13 protein-coding genes and 1 riboswitch are annotated in these 17,584 nt (G+C 70.9%); of the genes, 10 read left to right on the top strand and 3 right to left on the bottom strand.

Annotated features, from left to right (window positions below; all coding sequences use genetic code 11):
* Window position 1: 1 nt before the first annotated feature.
* The 9 genes from AMK18_RS27240 (at window position 2) to AMK18_RS27200 (ending at window position 10,866) form a co-directional block, all read left to right on the top strand.
* Complete coding sequence (locus tag AMK18_RS27240) at window positions 2–1,384, top strand: cytochrome P450 family protein (protein ID WP_073864853.1); 1,383 nt, start codon at window positions 2–4, stop codon at window positions 1,382–1,384.
* 106 nt (window positions 1,385–1,490) lie between these two features.
* Window positions 1,491–2,552, top strand: a complete 1,062-nt coding sequence (locus AMK18_RS27235; protein ID WP_073864852.1) for a LysM peptidoglycan-binding domain-containing protein — start codon at window positions 1,491–1,493, stop codon at window positions 2,550–2,552.
* A gap of 285 nt (window positions 2,553–2,837) precedes the next feature.
* Window positions 2,838–3,005, top strand: a riboswitch (cyclic di-AMP (ydaO/yuaA leader).
* A 4-nt stretch (window positions 3,006–3,009) separates the two neighbouring features.
* Window positions 3,010–3,732, top strand: a complete 723-nt coding sequence (locus AMK18_RS27230; RefSeq protein WP_073864851.1) for a LysM peptidoglycan-binding domain-containing protein — start codon at window positions 3,010–3,012, stop codon at window positions 3,730–3,732.
* 308 nt (window positions 3,733–4,040) lie between these two features.
* Window positions 4,041–5,321, top strand: a complete 1,281-nt coding sequence (gene eno, locus AMK18_RS27225) for a phosphopyruvate hydratase (protein ID WP_018104074.1) — start codon at window positions 4,041–4,043, stop codon at window positions 5,319–5,321.
* 98 nt (window positions 5,322–5,419) lie between these two features.
* The gene (locus tag AMK18_RS27220) at window positions 5,420–5,890 is read left to right on the top strand and encodes an FtsB family cell division protein (protein ID WP_073864850.1); all 471 of its coding nucleotides are present in this window, start codon (window positions 5,420–5,422) and stop codon (window positions 5,888–5,890) included.
* A 70-nt stretch (window positions 5,891–5,960) separates the two neighbouring features.
* Window positions 5,961–6,500: a DUF501 domain-containing protein gene (locus tag AMK18_RS27215; protein ID WP_018104072.1), complete on the top strand. Its 540-nt coding sequence runs from the start codon at window positions 5,961–5,963 to the stop codon at window positions 6,498–6,500.
* A 13-nt stretch (window positions 6,501–6,513) separates the two neighbouring features.
* Complete coding sequence (locus AMK18_RS27210) at window positions 6,514–7,455, top strand: Ppx/GppA phosphatase family protein (RefSeq protein WP_018104071.1); 942 nt, start codon at window positions 6,514–6,516, stop codon at window positions 7,453–7,455.
* A gap of 414 nt (window positions 7,456–7,869) precedes the next feature.
* Complete coding sequence (locus AMK18_RS27205) at window positions 7,870–9,255, top strand: NAD(P)/FAD-dependent oxidoreductase (RefSeq protein ID WP_026171645.1); 1,386 nt, start codon at window positions 7,870–7,872, stop codon at window positions 9,253–9,255.
* A 306-nt stretch (window positions 9,256–9,561) separates the two neighbouring features.
* On the top strand, window positions 9,562–10,866 hold the full coding sequence (locus AMK18_RS27200) for an SAM-dependent methyltransferase (RefSeq protein ID WP_073864849.1): 1,305 nt from the start codon (window positions 9,562–9,564) through the stop codon (window positions 10,864–10,866).
* A 70-nt stretch (window positions 10,867–10,936) separates the two neighbouring features.
* Here the strand turns inward: AMK18_RS27200 and AMK18_RS27195 are convergent, their stop codons facing one another.
* From AMK18_RS27195 to AMK18_RS27185, 3 genes are all read right to left on the bottom strand, one after another.
* A complete protein-coding gene (locus AMK18_RS27195; RefSeq protein ID WP_073864848.1) occupies window positions 10,937–13,465 on the bottom strand; it encodes an ABC transporter permease in 2,529 nt (842 codons plus the stop codon).
* 79 nt (window positions 13,466–13,544) lie between these two features.
* On the bottom strand, window positions 13,545–14,315 hold the full coding sequence (locus AMK18_RS27190) for an ABC transporter ATP-binding protein (RefSeq protein WP_018104067.1): 771 nt from the start codon (window positions 14,313–14,315) through the stop codon (window positions 13,545–13,547).
* A 209-nt stretch (window positions 14,316–14,524) separates the two neighbouring features.
* Entirely contained in the window at window positions 14,525–15,553 is a 1,029-nt protein-coding gene (locus AMK18_RS27185) for a LacI family DNA-binding transcriptional regulator (RefSeq protein ID WP_073864847.1), read from the bottom strand.
* Window positions 15,554–15,774: 221 nt separating this feature from the next.
* Here AMK18_RS27185 and AMK18_RS27180 point away from each other — a divergent pair, with 221 nt between their 5' ends.
* A complete protein-coding gene (locus tag AMK18_RS27180; protein ID WP_073864846.1) occupies window positions 15,775–17,508 on the top strand; it encodes an ABC transporter substrate-binding protein in 1,734 nt (577 codons plus the stop codon).
* Window positions 17,509–17,584: the final 76 nt, after the last annotated feature.

The raw sequence follows: 17,584 nt of genomic DNA, 5'->3' as shown, positions 1-17,584 counted from the left end.
AGTGAACGACAGCCCCGCCGACAGCCCCGTTGAGCGCCCCTCCGAGCGCCCAGCCGACCGTCCCGCCGAAGCCGCGTCCGTACCCGCCGGCTGCCCCGCCCACACCTCGTCCGCCGCCGTGCCGCCCGCGCCCGAGCTCTTCACCTGGGAGTTCGCCACCGACCCGTACCCGGCGTACGCCTGGCTGCGCGAGCACAGCCCCGTGCACCGCACCACGCTGCCCAGCGGGGTCGAGGCGTGGCTCGTCACCCGGTACGCGGACGCCCGGCAGGCCCTCGCCGACTCCCGGCTGTCCAAGAACCCGGCGCACCACGCCGAGCCCGCGCACGCCAAGGGGAAGACAGGCATCCCCGGGGAGCGCAAGGCCGAGCTGATGACGCACCTGCTCAACATCGACCCGCCGGACCACACCCGGCTGCGCCGCCTGGTCTCCAAGGCGTTCACGCCCCGGCGCATCGCGCAGTTCGCGCCCCGGGTGCAGGAGCTGACGGACCGCCTCATCGACGGGTTCGTGGAGAAGGGGGAGGTCGACCTGATCCACGAGTTCGCCTTCCCGCTTCCCATCTACGCGATCTGCGACCTGCTCGGCGTGCCCCGCGAGGACCAGGACGACTTCCGGGACTGGGCGGGCATGATGATCCGGCACGGCGGCGGGCCGCGCGGCGGGGTCGCCCGGTCCGTGAAGAAGATGCGCGCCTATCTGCTCGAACTGATCCACCGCAAGCGCGAGGACTTGGGCGACGACCTGATCTCCGGGTTGATCCGGGCGAGCGACCACGGCGAGCACCTGACCGAGAACGAGGCCGCGGCGATGGCCTTCATCCTGCTGTTCGCCGGCTTCGAGACGACCGTGAACCTGATCGGGAACGGCGTCCACACCCTGCTCAACCACCCCGCCGAACGCGAGCGGCTGCAACGCGCGCTGGCGGCGGGCGACAGCGGGCTGCTGGCCACCGGGATCGAGGAACTGCTGCGCTACGACGGCCCGGTGGAGCTCGCCACCTGGCGGTTCGCCACCGAGCCGCTGACCATCGGAGGGCAGCGCGTCGCGGAGGGCGATCCGGTGCTCGTGGTGCTCGCGGCGGCCGACCGGGACCCCGAGCGGTTCGCCGGGCCGGACACGCTGGACCTGTCGCGGAGTGACAATCAGCACCTCGGCTACGGCCACGGCATTCATTACTGTCTGGGAGCGCCGCTCGCCCGGCTGGAGGGACAGGCCGCGCTCGCCACCCTGCTGACACGCCTTCCGGACCTGCGACTTGCGGGAGAATCAGGCGATTTGCGGTGGCGCGGCGGGCTCATCATGCGCGGACTGCGCACGCTGCCGGTGCATTTCACGCCCGGGGCGCGCACCGAGGAAAGTGACACTCTGTCAACTCTGTGACTTTCGCGTGATCTCTACTGCATCGACTTGTGACTCACGTTCGAGTTTCGCTAGGTTCACCGTTCGACTCACCAGTCGCTTGTCAGTCACACGGAAGGCATCTCCCATGGGCTCCGCGAACGGCAGACACCGCCGCCCTCGTCAGGCACCCGCCATCGTGGTCGCCGCAGGCGTCACCGGCTCGGCCATCGCCATCCCGCTGCTCGGCGCGGCAAGCGCACACGCCGCGGACACCGCGACCTGGGACCGGGTGGCCGAGTGCGAGAGCGGCGGCATGTGGAGCGCCGACCTCGGCAACGGCTCCTACGGCGGTCTCCAGTTCACGCCGGAGCTGTGGAAGGCGTACGGCGGTGAGTCGTACGCCGAGCGCGCCGACCTCGCCAGCCGCTCGCAGCAGATCGCGGTGGCCGAGCGGGTCCTGGCCGCCAAGGGTCCGAAGGCGTGGCCGAGCTGCGCGGTGATCTCCGGGCTCAGCAAGGCCGCGGGCAAGGCGGACGTGGACCCGGGCGACAAGGACGAGGACGACCCCGCCCGGGGCGCCGACTCGGGCCTCGACGCCGGTCTCGGCACCGACCCGGTGGACGACGCCTCCTCGGGCTCGTCGGCCACCCCCTCGGACGAGGCGTCCGACGCGGCCACCACGGGCAAGGAGGCCGCCAAGAGCTCCGGCAAGCACGCGGGCAGGAGCGCCGAGGAGAAGGCGGACGCCTCCGCCTCCCCGTCGGGCGACGCTTCGGCCGACCCGTCCGCCGACCCCTCCGGCACCCCGTCCGCCTCGGACGACCCGTCCACCACGCCCTCGGCCGACCCCTCGGCCGGTGCGACGGACGACGCGCGGGCGAAGGGCGGCAAGCACCGGGGCGCCCCGGCCGCCGACGACGCCACCGGGACGGCCGACGGGCGCGACACGGGCCGGCACGCCTCGCGGGGCGACGGCGACGCGCGCGACAGCGCCACGGGGCCGGGCGACGGCACGTACACCGTGCGGCCGGGCGACAACCTCTGGGCGATCGCCGACGCGCAGGACCTGCCCGGCGGCTGGCCCGAGCTGTACGAGGCGAACAAGGCCGAGGTGGGCTCCGACCCGGACCTCATCCTGCCCGGCCAGAACCTCGATCTGGGCCTGGGTGACCCGGCCCCGGACCAGGTCGCCGAGAGCGCCGGATGAGCCGTTAGAGCCCCCTGTGCTTTGGGTGGTTTAAGAGGCCCATGTCCCACTTTTGACCGAGTGAGACATGGGTCTCTTTGCGTGAACTCACGCCCCTTGTCCGGGAGGTCCCGCCGCATCCGTTCCGACCTGCACAAATGAGGGTTCATCGGATGCTCTTACGGGATGATTATCCGGTATGTCCTTCTTTGAATATGGCCGGTGGGTGTGATTACGGTCAGAACCGCTCGCACCGCGGGCCCCGTCGACCGTCACGCCGAATCCTGCCGTCGGTCGGAGGGAACAGACGCGAAAGCGCCGTAGGCAGGAGCGGGGGACCCAGGTAGGCGCTGGGCCCGGTCGTCGGGAGACGAACGGGGCCGGCTAGGGGTGAAGTCGCGCCAGGGGCGCGGCCGGGCAACTCACTTGGCCCGAACCCGACAGCTCACCTCGCAGGCGTCGGTGAGGAGAAGACTCGATGCTGCTCAACCGCAAGGGCAACAAGCACCGCCGCCCCTCCAAGGCCGTCCGTGTCGCGACGCTCGCCGGTGTCGCCGGTGCCGCCGTCGCCGTGCCGCTGATGGGCGCGACCAACGCCTCCGCCGCCTCCGTCGCCACGTGGGACGCCGTCGCCCAGTGCGAGTCCGGCGGCAACTGGTCGATCAACACCGGCAACGGCTACTACGGCGGCCTGCAGTTCTCCCAGTCCAGCTGGGCCGCCGCCGGCGGTACGCAGTACGCGCCCCGCGCCGACCTGGCCACCAAGGCCCAGCAGATCGCCACCGCCGAGAAGCTCCTCGACCTGCAGGGCCCGGGCGCCTGGTCCTGCGCCGGTGCCGGCAACCTGACCAACGACGGTGTCGACCCGGGCGTCGACACCGGCTCCGGTGCCGCGAAGCAGGAGGCACCCAAGCAGGAGGCCGCCCCGAAGAAGGCCGAGCGCACCGAGGCCCCGGCCACCAACCGCTCCGACCGCTCGGACGCCCCGAAGGCCGCGAAGAAGACGGTCACCACCCCCACCGGCAAGAAGGTCGCCAAGGGTGACGGCGAGTACAAGGTCGTCTCCGGTGACACGCTGAGCAAGATCGCCGCCGAGCACCACGTCAAGGGTGGCTGGGAGCGGCTGTTCAAGCTGAACAAGGACATCGTCCAGGACGCCGACCTGATCTACCCGGGCCAGCAGCTCCACCTGACGAAGTAACGAAGCAACCGCGATCCCTCCTCGCTGATCGCTCAGGCCGCCCCGGCCCGGCACGCACTCTCCCCCCGTGTGTTGCCGGGCCGGGGCACGCCGCGTTGGGGCCGCCGGGCGACCCGTGAGCGTTCAACTGTTGTAGTTACCGGTCAGTAATTATCTGGCCTCTCGCCCCGGTATGCCCGCCCTTGGGTCCTTTTTCGTCCCAGGGGACGGGCGGTCGGCCGACGCCGACGGCCGGGCCGGTTAGGCTCTTGTCGCAAGGCCAAAGTGACCCTGCACAACCAGCGTCATATCCCAGAAGGAGATGCCTCGTGCCGTCCATCGACGTCGTCGTAGCCCGGGAAATCCTCGACTCCCGGGGCAACCCCACGGTCGAGGTCGAGGTCGGCCTCGACGACGGCAGCACCGGTCGTGCTGCTGTTCCGTCCGGCGCCTCCACCGGCGCGTTCGAGGCCATTGAGCTTCGCGACGGCGACCCCAACCGCTACCAGGGCAAGGGCGTCGAGAAGGCCGTCCTCGCCGTGATCGAGCAGATCGGCCCGGAGCTCGTCGGCTACGACGCCACCGAGCAGCGCCTCATCGACCAGGCGATGTTCGACCTGGACGCCACGGAGAACAAGGGCTCGCTCGGCGCCAACGCCATCCTCGGCGTCTCCCTCGCCGTCGCCCACGCCGCCTCCGAGGCCAGCGACCTCCCGCTGTTCCGCTACCTCGGCGGCCCGAACGCGCACCTGCTGCCCGTTCCGATGATGAACATCCTGAACGGCGGCTCGCACGCCGACTCCAACGTGGACATCCAGGAGTTCATGATCGCGCCGATCGGCGCCGAGTCGTTCTCCGAGGCCCTGCGCTGGGGCGCCGAGGTCTACCACACGCTGAAGAAGGTCCTGAAGACCAAGGGCCTGTCCACCGGCCTCGGCGACGAGGGCGGCTTCGCGCCGAACCTGGAGTCCAACCGCGCCGCCCTCGACCTCATCATCGAGGCCATCAAGGAGGCCGGTTACGCCCCGGGCAAGGACATCGCGCTCGCGCTCGACGTCGCCGCGTCCGAGTTCTACAAGGACGGCTCGTACGAGTTCGAGGGCAAGTCCCGCTCGGCCGCCGAGATGACCGAGTACTACGAGGAGCTCGTCTCCGCGTACCCGCTGGTCTCCATCGAGGACCCGCTGTACGAGGACGACTGGGCCGGCTGGAAGGTCATCACCGACAAGCTGGGCGCCAAGGTCCAGATCGTCGGCGACGACCTCTTCGTCACCAACCCGGAGCGCCTGGCCCGCGGCATCGAGGAGGGCTCCGCCAACGCCCTGCTCGTCAAGGTCAACCAGATCGGTTCGCTGACCGAGACCCTGGACGCCGTCGAGCTGGCCCAGCGCAACGGCTTCAAGTGCATGATGTCGCACCGCTCCGGCGAGACCGAGGACGTCACCATCGCCGACCTCGCCGTCGCCGTGAACTGCGGTCAGATCAAGACCGGCGCCCCGGCCCGCTCGGACCGCGTCGCCAAGTACAACCAGCTGCTGCGCATCGAGGAGATCCTCGACGACGCCGCGGTGTACGCGGGCCGCTCGGCGTTCCCGCGCTTCAAGGGCTGACCACAGCCCGGCAGGGCGACCGCCCCCGCCTCCGTCCGTCCCCGCGCCCGGTCACGTACCGTGTGCGGGGACGGACGTCGTAATGGGGAGGCGGGAACATGGCCGTGAAGGACAGGGACCGGTTCTCCACCGCGACCCGGCTGCGGCTGCTCGGTGAGCAGACCGCCGCCCGCGTCTACCGGTCCCAGAACCGGCGCCAGGCCCGCCGCTCCCGGCTCACCGGCCGGGCCGCCTTCCTGGCCCTGGTCGTCTGCTCCCTGGTCGTCGCCCTCGCGTACCCGATGCGTCAGTACGTGTCGCAGCGCGACGAGATCGCCGACCAGCGCAGGCTGGCCCGCGAGGCCGAGGCGCGCACCGAGGAGCTGCGGGACCAGAAGGCCCGGCTCCAGGACGACGCGTACATCAAGCGGCTGGCCCGCGAGCACCTGCACTACGTTCTTCCGGGGGAGACCGGCTACACCGTGGTCGACCCCGACGCGGTCAAGGAGCGCAACGGGAAGCCGGCCGAGACGGACCGGCCCTGGCACTCCAACCTGTGGGACGGCGTGGACAGCGCCGACCGCGGCTGACGGCCGTCCCCATCCCCGTACCTCTGCAGAACCCGCGGTTCGAGCAGTCCGATCAGCACCCTAGGCAGGCATGGAAACGCCCCCTCCCCAGACCGAGCCCACCGTCCCCACCGAGGCGGACATCGCCGCGTTCCAGCAGCAGCTGGGCCGCCCGCCGCGCGGGCTGCGCGCCATCGCGCACCGCTGTCCGTGCGGCAACCCGGACGTGGTCGAGACGCAGCCCCGGCTGGAGGACGGCACGCCGTTCCCGACGACGTTCTATCTGACGTGCCCCCGCGCCGCGTCCGCGATCGGCACGCTGGAGGCGAACGGGGTCATGAAGGAGATGACCGAGCGCCTGGGCAAGGACCCCGAGCTCGCGGCGGCCTACCGGGCGGCGCACGAGGACTACATCGCGCGGCGCGACGCCATCGAGGTCCTGGAGGGCTTCCCGAGCGCCGGCGGCATGCCGGACCGGGTGAAGTGCCTGCACGTGCTCGTCGGGCACTCGCTGGCGGCCGGTCCCGGCGTCAACCCGCTGGGCGACGAGGCGATCGCGATGCTGCCGGAGTGGTGGCGCAAGGGACCCTGCGTGTCGCCGTGCGGCGAGCAGGGTACGGACGAGGGCTGAGGGGGCGCCGGACATGACGCGCGTGGCCGCCATCGACTGCGGCACCAACTCGATCCGCCTGCTGGTCGCGGACGCCGACCCGGTCACCGGGGAGCTCGTCGAGCACGCCCGGCGCATGGAGATCGTCCGGCTGGGGCAGGGCGTCGACCGGACCGGCCGGCTCGCCCCCGAGGCGCTGGAGCGCACGTTCGCCGCCTGCCGACAGTACGCGGCGGTGATCCAGGAGCACGGTGCCGACAAGGTGCGCTTCGTCGCCACCTCCGCCTCCCGGGACGCGGAGAACCGCGACGACTTCGTGCGCGGGGTGCGGGACATCCTGGGCGTCGAGCCCGAGGTGATCAGCGGGGACCAGGAGGCCGCGTTCTCGTTCACCGGGGCGACCAAGGAGCTCACCGGGCGCGACGACCTCGCGAAGCCGTACCTGGTCGTGGACATCGGCGGCGGCTCCACCGAGTTCGTCGTGGGCGACGACCGGGTGCGGGCCGCCCGGTCCGTGGACATCGGCTGCGTCCGGATGACCGAGCGCCACTTCGTGCGCGACGGCGTCTTCGCCGATCCGCCCTCGCGTGAGGGGATCGACGCGGTCCGCGCCGACGTGGCCGCCGCCCTGGACCTGGCGGAGGAGACCGTGCCGATCGCCTCGGCGGCCACGCTGGTGGGCCTCGCCGGGACGGTCACCACGGTGGCCGCGATGGCGCTGGGCCTGGAGGAGTACGACTCCGAGGCGATCCACCACTCCCGGGTCTCCCTGGAGCAGGTCCGGGAGATCACCGCGCGGCTGCTGGCCTCGACCCATGCGGAGCGCGCGGCGATCGGCGCGATGCACCCGGGCCGGGTCGACGTGATCCCGTCCGGTGCGCTGATCCTGCAGGCCGTGATGGAGCGGACCGGGGCGCGCGAGGTCGTGGTCAGCGAGCACGACATTCTGGATGGAATCGCCTTTTCGCTGGCGTGAGCCGGGCGCTCATGCGTCGTCCCGCCCGCACCGTTGAGAGGGCGGGACGTGCCTGGTGGGGCGGCTTTCGGGCCGCCTCGCCACCAACTTCGTGAACTTCTTCACAAGGAATTGCCCACCCCGGGCCCGTCTTCTGCTCCGGATGGGTCGCGCAGGAGGTGAGCGGGGTCACTCGGGGGCCGGACCGACAGGTTCCGGGAGTGTTACGCCCAGGTGGACCGGAAGGCCCCTTCGCCCGGGGCCGAGGGCCAAGGGCCAGCTCGCAGGCGGTGAACAACGTTCACCACTGTAACGGGGTTCCCGGTGCGGGTCATGACCTGGGTCACGTGGGCGGCGAACTATAGCAGAGGGTGGCCACAACCTTGTGAAGGGGCTCACGAGCATGCCCCCCGAGTGGGGTGGATACTCGATGGCATGAGCACCACGGAGCGTCCCAGGATCCTCGTAGTAGGCGGTGGGTACGTAGGTCTGTACGCAGCTCGGCGCATCCTCAAGAAGATGCGCTACGGCGAGGCGACCGTCACGGTCGTCGACCCCCGGTCGTACATGACCTATCAGCCCTTCCTCCCCGAAGCTGCCGCCGGCAGCATCTCCCCTCGGCATGTCGTCGTCCCGCTGCGGCGCGTCCTGCCCAAGGCCGAGGTGCTCACCGGTCGCGTCACCACGATCGACCAGGACCGCAAGGTCGCCACGGTCGCGCCGCTCGTCGGCGAGGCCTACGAGCTGCCCTTCGACTACCTGGTCATCGCGCTCGGCGCGGTCTCCCGCACCTTCCCGATCCCCGGCCTCGCCGAGCAGGGCATCGGCATGAAGGGCATCGAGGAGGCCATCGGCCTGCGCAACCACGTTCTGGAGCAGCTGGACAAGGCCGACTCCACGACGGACGAGGACGTCCGCCGCCGGGCCCTCACCTTCGTCTTCGTGGGCGGCGGGTTCGCCGGTGCGGAGACCATCGGCGAGGTCGAGGACATGGCCCGCGACGCGGCCAAGTACTACACCAACGTGAAGCGCGAGGACATGCGCTTCATCCTGGTCGACGCCGCCGACAAGATCCTCCCCGAGGTCGGTCCGAAGCTCGGGACCTGGGGCCGCGAGCACCTGGAGTCCCGCGGTGTCGAGGTCTTCCTCTCGACCTCCATGGACTCCTGCGTCGACGGCCACGTGGTGCTGAAGAACGGCCTGGAGGTCGACTCCAACACCATCGTGTGGACCGCCGGTGTGAAGCCGAACCCGGCGCTGGCCCGCTTCGGCCTGCCGCTCGGCCCCCGCGGCCACGTGGACACCACCGAGAAGCTCCAGGTGCAGGGCACCGACTACATCTGGGCCGCGGGCGACAACGCCCAGGTCCCGGACATGGTCGGCCGCAAGGCGGGCAACCCCAACGCCTGGTGCCCGCCGAACGCCCAGCACGCGCTGCGTCAGGCCCGGGTCCTCGGTGACAACGTGATCTCCGGGATGCGCGGCTTCCCGCAGGCCGACTACAGCCACGCCAACAAGGGCGCGGTCGCCGGTCTGGGCCTGCACAAGGGCGTCGCGATGATCGTCATGGGCAAGATGAAGATCAAGCTCAAGGGCCGTCTCGCCTGGTACATGCACCGTGGCTACCACGGTCTGGCGATGCCGACCTGGAACCGCAAGATCCGGATCTTCGCCGACTGGACCCTCGCGATGTTCCTCAAGCGCGAGGTCGTCTCCCTGGGTGCCATGGAGACGCCGCGCGAGGAGTTCTACGAGGCCGCCAAGCCGGCGCCCGCGCCGGCCGCCGCCAAGCCCGTGGGCGAGAAGGCCAAGGCCTCCTAGCTCCACCGGGCCGTAACGGCCGCAGTACGACGCCCGAAGGGGCCGTCCGCCATCCGTGGTGCGGACGGCCCCTTCGGCGTATCCGGGTACGAAAGGGCGGCGCGCGGCACGGGCCGCACCCCCGGCGGATGCATGTGCCGTGCACGCATTTTGCCGTTCCCTTGCCCGGTAGCGGGATGGCCGGGCCGCCTCAGACTGTTGTGGGGGATGTACCACGCCAAGGCGCCCCGGGTGCCGGGGCGTGGTCCGGGACATGTGTGGGCATGTCTGGGCACGTCGGGAAACACCGTCACGGAGGTGTGCGCCATGGCAGACGCCGCATTGCGGCTGACCGCTCTCGCCCAGCAGTTGCTGGGCCAACCCCTACCGGTCCGCATCCGGGCCTGGGACGGCAGCGAATCCGGACCGCCCGGAGCCCCCGTCCTCGTCATCCGGAACCGCCGGGCCCTGCGCCGGCTGCTGTGGAAGCCGGGCGAACTCGGCCTGGCCCGCGCCTGGGTGGCCGGCGAACTCGACATCGAGGGCGACCTCTACGAGGCTCTGGACCTGATGGCCGGGCTCATCTGGGAGCGCACCTCCGACGCGCCGGGCGGCCTCCAGGCCCTGCGCGACCCGAAGTCGCGCGCCGCCGCCGCGGACCTGCTGAAGCTGTCCGGGCCCTGGCTGCCGCCCGCCCCGCCGCCCGAGGAGGTGCGCCGCCGCAGCGGTCCCCTGCACACCAGACGCCGCGACAAGGAGGCCATCAGCCACCACTACGACGTGGGCAACGACTTCTACGAACTGGTCCTCGGGCCGTCCATGGTCTACTCCTGCGCCTACTGGGAGGACGCCGGGACCCTGGAGGACGCCCAGCGCGACAAACTCGACCTCGTCTGCCGCAAACTGGCCCTCAAGGAGGGCGACCGCCTGCTGGACGTCGGCTGCGGCTGGGGCTCCATGGCCATCCACGCCGCCCGCGAGTACGGCGCCCACGTCACCGGCATCACCCTCTCCACCGAACAGGCCGCCTACGCCCGCAAGCGCATCGCCGACGAGGGCCTGACCGACCGCGTGGAGATCCGGGTCCAGGACTACCGGGACGTCCGCGACGGGCCCTACGACGCCATCTCGTCCATCGGCATGGCGGAGCACGTCGGCTCCGTCCGCTACCGGGAGTACGCCGACGACCTCTTCGCCCTCCTCAAGCCCGGCGGGCGCCTCCTCAACCACCAGATCGGGCGCCGCCCGGAGCGGGACGAGTCGGCGTACGAGATCGACGCGTTCATCGACGCCTACGTCTTCCCGGACGGAGAGCTGGCCCCGGTCGGCCGGACCCTCGCCCTCCTGGAGGAGGCCGGCTTCGAGGCCCGGGACGTCGAGGCGCTGCGCGAGCACTACGCGCTGACCCTGCGCCAGTGGGTCGCCAACCTGGAGCGGGGCTGGGGGAGCGCCGTGAAGATGGTCTCGCCCGGCCGGGCCCGCGTCTGGCGGCTCTACATGGCCGCGTCCGCGCTGTCCTTCGAGCGCAACAAGATCGGCGTCAACCAGATCCTCGCGGTGCGCCCGGAGGCGGACGGCGCCTCGCGCATGCCGCTGCGCGCCCGCGCCTGGAAGGCCGACGCGAACGGCTGAGCCGCCGTGCTGCCGCAGAGCGAAGGGGCCGGTGTCCATGGACACCGGCCCCTTCGTCGTACGGGTGCGGCTATTCGGTCTTGATGGCCGTCAGCATGTTGAGCTTCGCGGCGCTGCGGGCGGGCCAGAGGGAGGCCAGTACGCCGACCAGACCGGCCAGCAGCAGGAACAGCGCGATTCGGCCCCACGGCACGACCAGCACGTACTGCGGGATGCTCGCGGACACGGTCTGTCCGATCGCCCAGCCGAGGAACAGGCCGAGCCCGATGCCGATGACCGCGCCGAACAGCGAGATCACGACCGCCTCCAGGCGGATCATCCGCTTGACCCTGCGCCGGTCCAGGCCGATCGCCCGCAGCATGCCGATCTCCTGCTGGCGCTCGAACACCGACATGGCCAGGGTGTTGACGACCCCGAGCACCGCGATGATCAGGGCCATGCCGAGCAGGCCGTACATGATGTTCATGGCGAGGTTGACGCCGCCGCCGAACATGTTGCGGATGTCCTGACGGTCCATGACGCTCATGCCCGGGTTGTCGCCCAAGGCGTCCACCAGCGCCTGCTCGTGGGCCGCGCTCGCGCCGCCCTCCGTCTTCACCCAGATCTCGCGGATGTCGCCCTTGCCCTCGTGCGGGGCGACGGTGTCGCGGGGGACGAGGACGGGCGAGAGGAACTCGTTGTCCTTGTAGAGCGCGCCGACCTTCAGCGTCTCCTTCTTCTTGTCGTCGTACGTGACGGCGACGGTGTCACCGGGCTTCCAGCCGTGCGACTTCGCGGTCTTCTCCGCGACTGCGATCTGCCCCTTCTCCAGGGTGTTCAGGGAGCCCGCGACGGTGTCGACGGCCAGCACCTGCTGCACGTCGCCCGGGGTGACGCCGGACGCCGAGACGCCCTGCCCGCCGATCGTCAGCCAGACGGCCTGCTGGGGCGAGACGGCGGTGACGCCCTTGGCCTTCTCCAGGGCGGTCAGCGCGGACTCGTCGAGCGCGTCGCCGCTGGCCATCGAGATCATGTAGTCGGCCTTGATGTTGTCCGTCGTCACCTTGTCGACCGCCCGGCCGAGAGTGACGCCGAGCACCGAGATGCCGGTGACCAGGGTGAGGCCGATCGCCAGCGCGGAGGCGGTGGCACCGGTGCGCCGGGGGTTGCGGACCGCGTTCTGCGCGGCGAGCTTGCCGGAGACCCCGAACAGCCGGCGCAGCGGCGGGCGGACCAGGGCGATCACCGGGCGGGACAGCAGCGGGATCAGGATGATGACGCCGATCAGCGCCAGGAACGTGCCGCCCCCGACGAGCAGGCGTCCGTCCGTACCGCCCTTGGCCGCGCCGCCGAGAATCCCGGCGGTGCCGAGCAGCGTGATGAGGCCGCCGATGGTGTTGCGTACGACCAGGGACTTGACGGTGGCCACCGCGTGCGCGCTGCTCATCGCGGCGACCGGGGGGATCTTCGCGGCGCGGCGGGCGGGCAGCCAGGCGGCCAGCACGGTGATCAGGACGCCGACGGCGAAGGCGACGGCGACGGTGAGCGGGGCGACCACCAGCGGGCCGGCCGGGATCTTGGCGCCGAACAGGCTCATGGCCGAGCGCAGTCCGACGGCGAGCCCGAGGCCCAGCGCGAAGCCGACGACGGAGGCGATGAGGCCGACCACGGCGGCCTCCAGGAGCACCGAGCGCTTGACCTGGCGGCGCGAGGCACCCACCGCGCGCATCAGGGCCAGTTCCTTGGTGCGCTGGGCGACCAGCATGGTGAAGGTGTTGGCGATCAGGAAGATGCCGACGAAGAGGGCGACGCCCGCGAAGGACAGCAGCACCCAGTTGATCCCGCTGAGGCCCTTCTCGATCTCCTCGGCCTGCTCGTCGGAGCGCGCCTTGCCGGTCTTGGCCTCGGCGTCCTCGGGCAGCAGCGGCTTCACGGCGGCCAGCAGCTCCCGGTCGGAGGCGCCGGGCTTCGCGGTGACGGAGACGTCCTTGAACTCACCGGGGCGCAGGAACAGCTTCTGCGCGACGGGGGTGTCGAAGAGGACCAGGCTGCCGCCGGCGTTGACCGCGCCGTCCTGGGTGGTGAAGACGCCCGACAGGGTGTACTCCTTCACCGGCCCGTTGGTGGCGACGCGGACGGTGTCGCCGACCTTGTACTCGCCCTTGTCCGCAGTGTCGCGGTCCAGCGCGATGCTGCCGGGCTCGGTGGGGCCGGTGCCGTCGGTGAAGGTGTACGCGGCGTCCTTGCCGTCCTTGCCGGGGGCGAAGTTGGAGCCGGTGTTGGACCAGCCGTTGCCGATCAGCTTGCCGTCGGGGTCGGCGACCCCGGCGAAGCCGTCGACCCGGCCGGTGGCCTCGGCCACGCCGTCCAGGCCCTGGATCTTCTCCAGGGTGGCCGCGTCGATGGCGCGGGACTTCTCGTCGCGCTGGTCGGCGTAGGTGGTCACGGCGACGGCGATGTCGTCGTAGCTCTTGGCCGACTGGTTGCGGAGGGCGTTGCCGAGGGTGTCGGTGAAGACCAGGGTGCCGGAGACGAAGGCCACGCCGAGCATCACGGCGAGGATCGTCATCAGCAGCCTGGCCTTGTGCGCGAGCACATTGCGCAGGGCGGTACGGAACATGTCAGTCAGTCCTGGGTGTCTGCCGGCCCGGGTGAGGAGGTGCCGGAGGAAGGGGTACGAAGCGCCGGTACGCGCCGGTTCAGCTGGTGCGGCCCTTGGCGTCGAACGCCTTCATCCGGTCCAGCACCCCGTCCGCGGTGGGGTGGATCATCTGGTCGACGATCGCCCCGTCGGCCAGGAAGATGACCCGGTCCGCGTAGGAGGCGGCGACCGGGTCGTGGGTCACCATCACCACGGTCTGGCCCAGTTCGCGCACGGAGTTGCGGAGGAAGCCCAGGACCTCGGCGCCGGAGCGGGAGTCGAGGTTGCCGGTCGGCTCGTCCCCGAAGATGATCTCGGGCTGGGAGGCCAGGGCGCGGGCCACCGCCACGCGCTGCTGCTGGCCGCCGGAGAGCTCGGTGGGGCGGTGCTTCAGCCGGTCGGAGAGGCCCACCATGTCGATGACCCGGTGCAGCCACTCCTGGTTCGGCTTGCGGCCCGCGATGTCCATCGGGAGCGTGATGTTCTCCAGGGCGGTGAGCGTCGGCAGCAGGTTGAACGCCTGGAAGATGAAGCCGATCTTGTCCCGGCGCAGCTGCGTGAGCTGCTTGTCCTTGAGCGAGCCCAGCTCCGTCTCGCCGATGCGCACCGAACCGCTGCTGAAGCTGTCGAGGCCGGCCACGCAGTGCATCAGCGTGGACTTGCCGGAGCCCGACGGGCCCATGATCGCGGTGAACTCGCCCTGCGGGAAGTCCACGGTGACCCGGTCGAGAGCGGTCACCCGGGTCTCGCCCTCGCCGTAGACCTTGGACAGTTCCGTGGCGCGGGCGGCCACCGCGGTGGCGCGGTGAGCGGTGGACATGGTGGTCACAGCAGACTCCAGGGTGGGGTGCGTACGGGACGGAGCCCGCCCGGCGGCCCGCCGCGTCGGCGTGGGCCCCCGGGTCAGGGGTACCACTCCATCGTCCCCGCCGGACGGCCCCCGGACGTCACTCCCGGTGCCCGTTCCCGGGGCCCTCTTGAGTCGCACGACCCGCCCCCCGGCGTCCTCCTCCGGTATGACATGCACCTCCGCGCGGCCTAGGGGGCCTTGTTCGGCGCCCCCGTCGAACCGCGCGGCACCAGCCGGGCCGCCTTGTCCTCGCGCCCCTCCGCGCCGCCGTCCGTGACCAGGGACAGCAGGGTCCGGGCCGCGAGAGCCCCGTACGCCGGGATGTCGCGGCTCAGCGCGGTCAGCGGGGGGCGGACGACCCGGGAGAGCTGGGAGTCGTCCCAGGCGACGAGCGAGAGGTCGCCCGGCACGTCGAGGCCCATCTCCTGGGCGACCGAGAGCCCGGCGACGGCCATGATGTCGTTGTCGTACACGATCGCGGTGGGGCGCCCCGGTGAGCTGACCAGGCGGCGCGTGGCGTGCGCCCCGTCGTCGCCGGAGTAGCCCGTGTGCACGACGACCGGCTCGCCGAGGCCCAGTTCGGCGCAGACCTCGCGCTGGGCCCGGTCGCGCACGGCGGTGTGGTTCAGCTCCGGCATCCCGGCGACCCGGGCGACCGAGCGGTGGCCGAGGGCGGCGAGATACGCGAAGGTGTCGCGGACCGCCGCCGCGTCGTCGGACCACACGGCGGGCAGCGGACCGGACGCCGAGGGGTGGCCGATCGCCACGGCGGGCAGGCCGAGTCCGGCGACGCCCTCGATGCGGGGGTCGGAGCCGCGCAGGTCGGTGAGGAAGACGCCGTCCACCCGGCCCTCGCCCCACCAGCGGCGGTAGACCTCCAGCTCCTGGGCCGGGTCCGTGACGACCTGGAGGAGCAGGGCGCAGCCGCGCGGCGAGAGCTCGGACTCGATGCCGCTGATCAGCTCCATGAAGAACGGCTCGACGCCGAGCAGCCGGGCGGGCCGGCACAGTGCGAGGCCCACCGCGTCGGCCCTGGCCCGGGTGAGGGCGCGGGCCGCGCTGTTGGGGCGCCAGCCGATCTCCTGCGCGATGGCCTTGATGGCGGACCGGGTCGCGGGGGAGACGCCCGGCCGGTCGTTCAGCGCGTAGGACACGGCGACCTTGGACACCCCGGCGCGGGCCGCGATGTCGGCGATCGTGGGGCGGTGCTTGGGCATGTGACCTCGCTTAACCGGTTCGTGCAGCGTGCACATCCTAACCGGCACGACGGGTCCGCGCGGCCCCCTTCGGCGCCCGTGATCGCGCAACGCACCTGCGCGGTACATGAAATGGGAGCGCTCCCGCACCCTTGACAGGGGCATGAGGTGGCCTTAACTTCACGGCACTTACCCGGTTCAGTAACTCCGCTCGGCAGGGACGGCGGGGAGAAGGAGGGACGATGGGCACGGGATTCCGGGGACGGATCGCGGCCACGCTCGCCGTGATCGCACTCGCCGCCACCGCGTGCACGGGGGGCGGCTCTTCGGGCGGCTCGGGCGGTACCGGCGGTGGGGGAGGCGGCGCTCTTCCCCGTAACGAGACGCTCTACACCACCGGCACCCAGTGGGGGCCGCCCGCCAACTACAACCCGCTGCACAACTGGGACCACGCCACCGGCACCAAGGGCCTCGTCTACGAGACCCTGTTCCACTTCGACCCCGACGCGGGAAAGCTCACGCCCTGGCTCGCCGAGTCCGGCAGCTGGACCGGGGACAAGACCTACGAGGTGAAGCTGCGCCCCGGCATCAAGTGGTCCGACGGCAAACCCCTCACCGCGAAGGACGTCGCCTACTCCTACGGGATCGGGAAGATCGAGGCGTCCGCCTTCCACAGCCTGTGGAGCTGGCTCTCCGGTGCCGAGGCGGTCGACGCCACCACGGTCCGCTTCACCTTCAAGGAGGCCCGCTACCAGGAGTGGGACTTCACGCTCTACGGGCAGCCCGTCGTTCCCGAACACATCTGGGGCAAACGTTCCGACAAGGAGGTCCTGGACGGCGTCAACGACAAGCCCGTCGGCACCGGCGCGTACACGCTCAAGAGCCACACCCAGGACCGGGTCGTCTGGCAGCGGCGCGACGACTGGTGGGGCGTCAAGGCGCTCTCCATGAAGCCCGCGCCCCGCTACATCGTGGACGTCTCCAACCCCAGCAACGAGGTCGTCATCGGCCAGCTCGGCCAGAACCAGCTGGACCTGAGCAACAACTTCCTGCCCGGCGCCGCCTCCCTGGTCAAGAGCAAGAAGGTCGTCTCGTACTACGACGAGCCGCCCTACATGCTCTCCGCCAACACCGCCTGGCTGGTGCCCAACACCACGAAGAAGCCGATGGACGACGCGGCCTTCCGCAGGGCGCTCGCCGCGTCCGTCGACACCGGGAAGATCGTCAAGGGCGTGTACGGGGGCCTGGTCAAGGGCGCCGACCCGACCGGGCTGCTCCCGCAGTGGGACAAGTACATAGACAAGGGCCTCGTCGCGAGCGAGGGCTTCACCTTCGACACCGCCGAGGCCAAGCAGATCCTCGCGGACGCCGGCTACAAGGACACCGACGGCGACGGCCTGGTGGAGAACAAGGACGGCTCGAAGATCAGCCTGAAGCTGGCCGTGCCCACCGGCTGGACCGACTGGATGGAGGCCGCCAAGGTCATCGCCTCGTCCGCCAAGGCCGCCGGAATCAAGGTCACCACCGAGTTCCCCGACGCCAACGCCCTCAACGAGCAGCGCGGCAAGGGCAACTTCGACCTCGTCGTCAACAACGAGCGCCAGCTCTCCAGCACCCCGTGGACGTACTACGAGTACATGTTCCAGCTGCCCGTCCAGAAGCAGCAGAACACCGTCAACTTCGGCCGCTACGAGAACGAGGACGCCTGGAAGCTCGTCCAGCAGCTCGGCGCGGTGAAGACCGACGACACCGAGGGCATGAAGAAGGTCATCTCCAAGATCCAGGACATCCAGCTGAAGGAGATGCCCGTCATCCCCCTCTGGTACAACGGCCTGTGGGCCCAGTCCACCACCGGCACCTGGACCAACTGGCCCTCGGACGCGCCCGGAGCGCCCAAGTACGCCCCCGCGATGTGGCGCAACTGGCTGGAGATGGGCGGCTTCGAAGCGCTCACGCAGCTGAAGCCCGCCAAGTGACACGGCAGTTCTGAGAGCGGCCGGTTCCCGAGGGGGCTCTTCCCCCGGCCGGCCGCTCCCATTCCACGACCGCCCC

The organism is Streptomyces sp. CB01249 (assembly GCF_001905735.1).
Lineage (GTDB): Bacteria > Actinomycetota > Actinomycetes > Streptomycetales > Streptomycetaceae > Streptomyces.
Note: the sequence above shows the minus strand (reverse complement) of the source record. Positions and strands in the feature narration are given on the sequence as shown.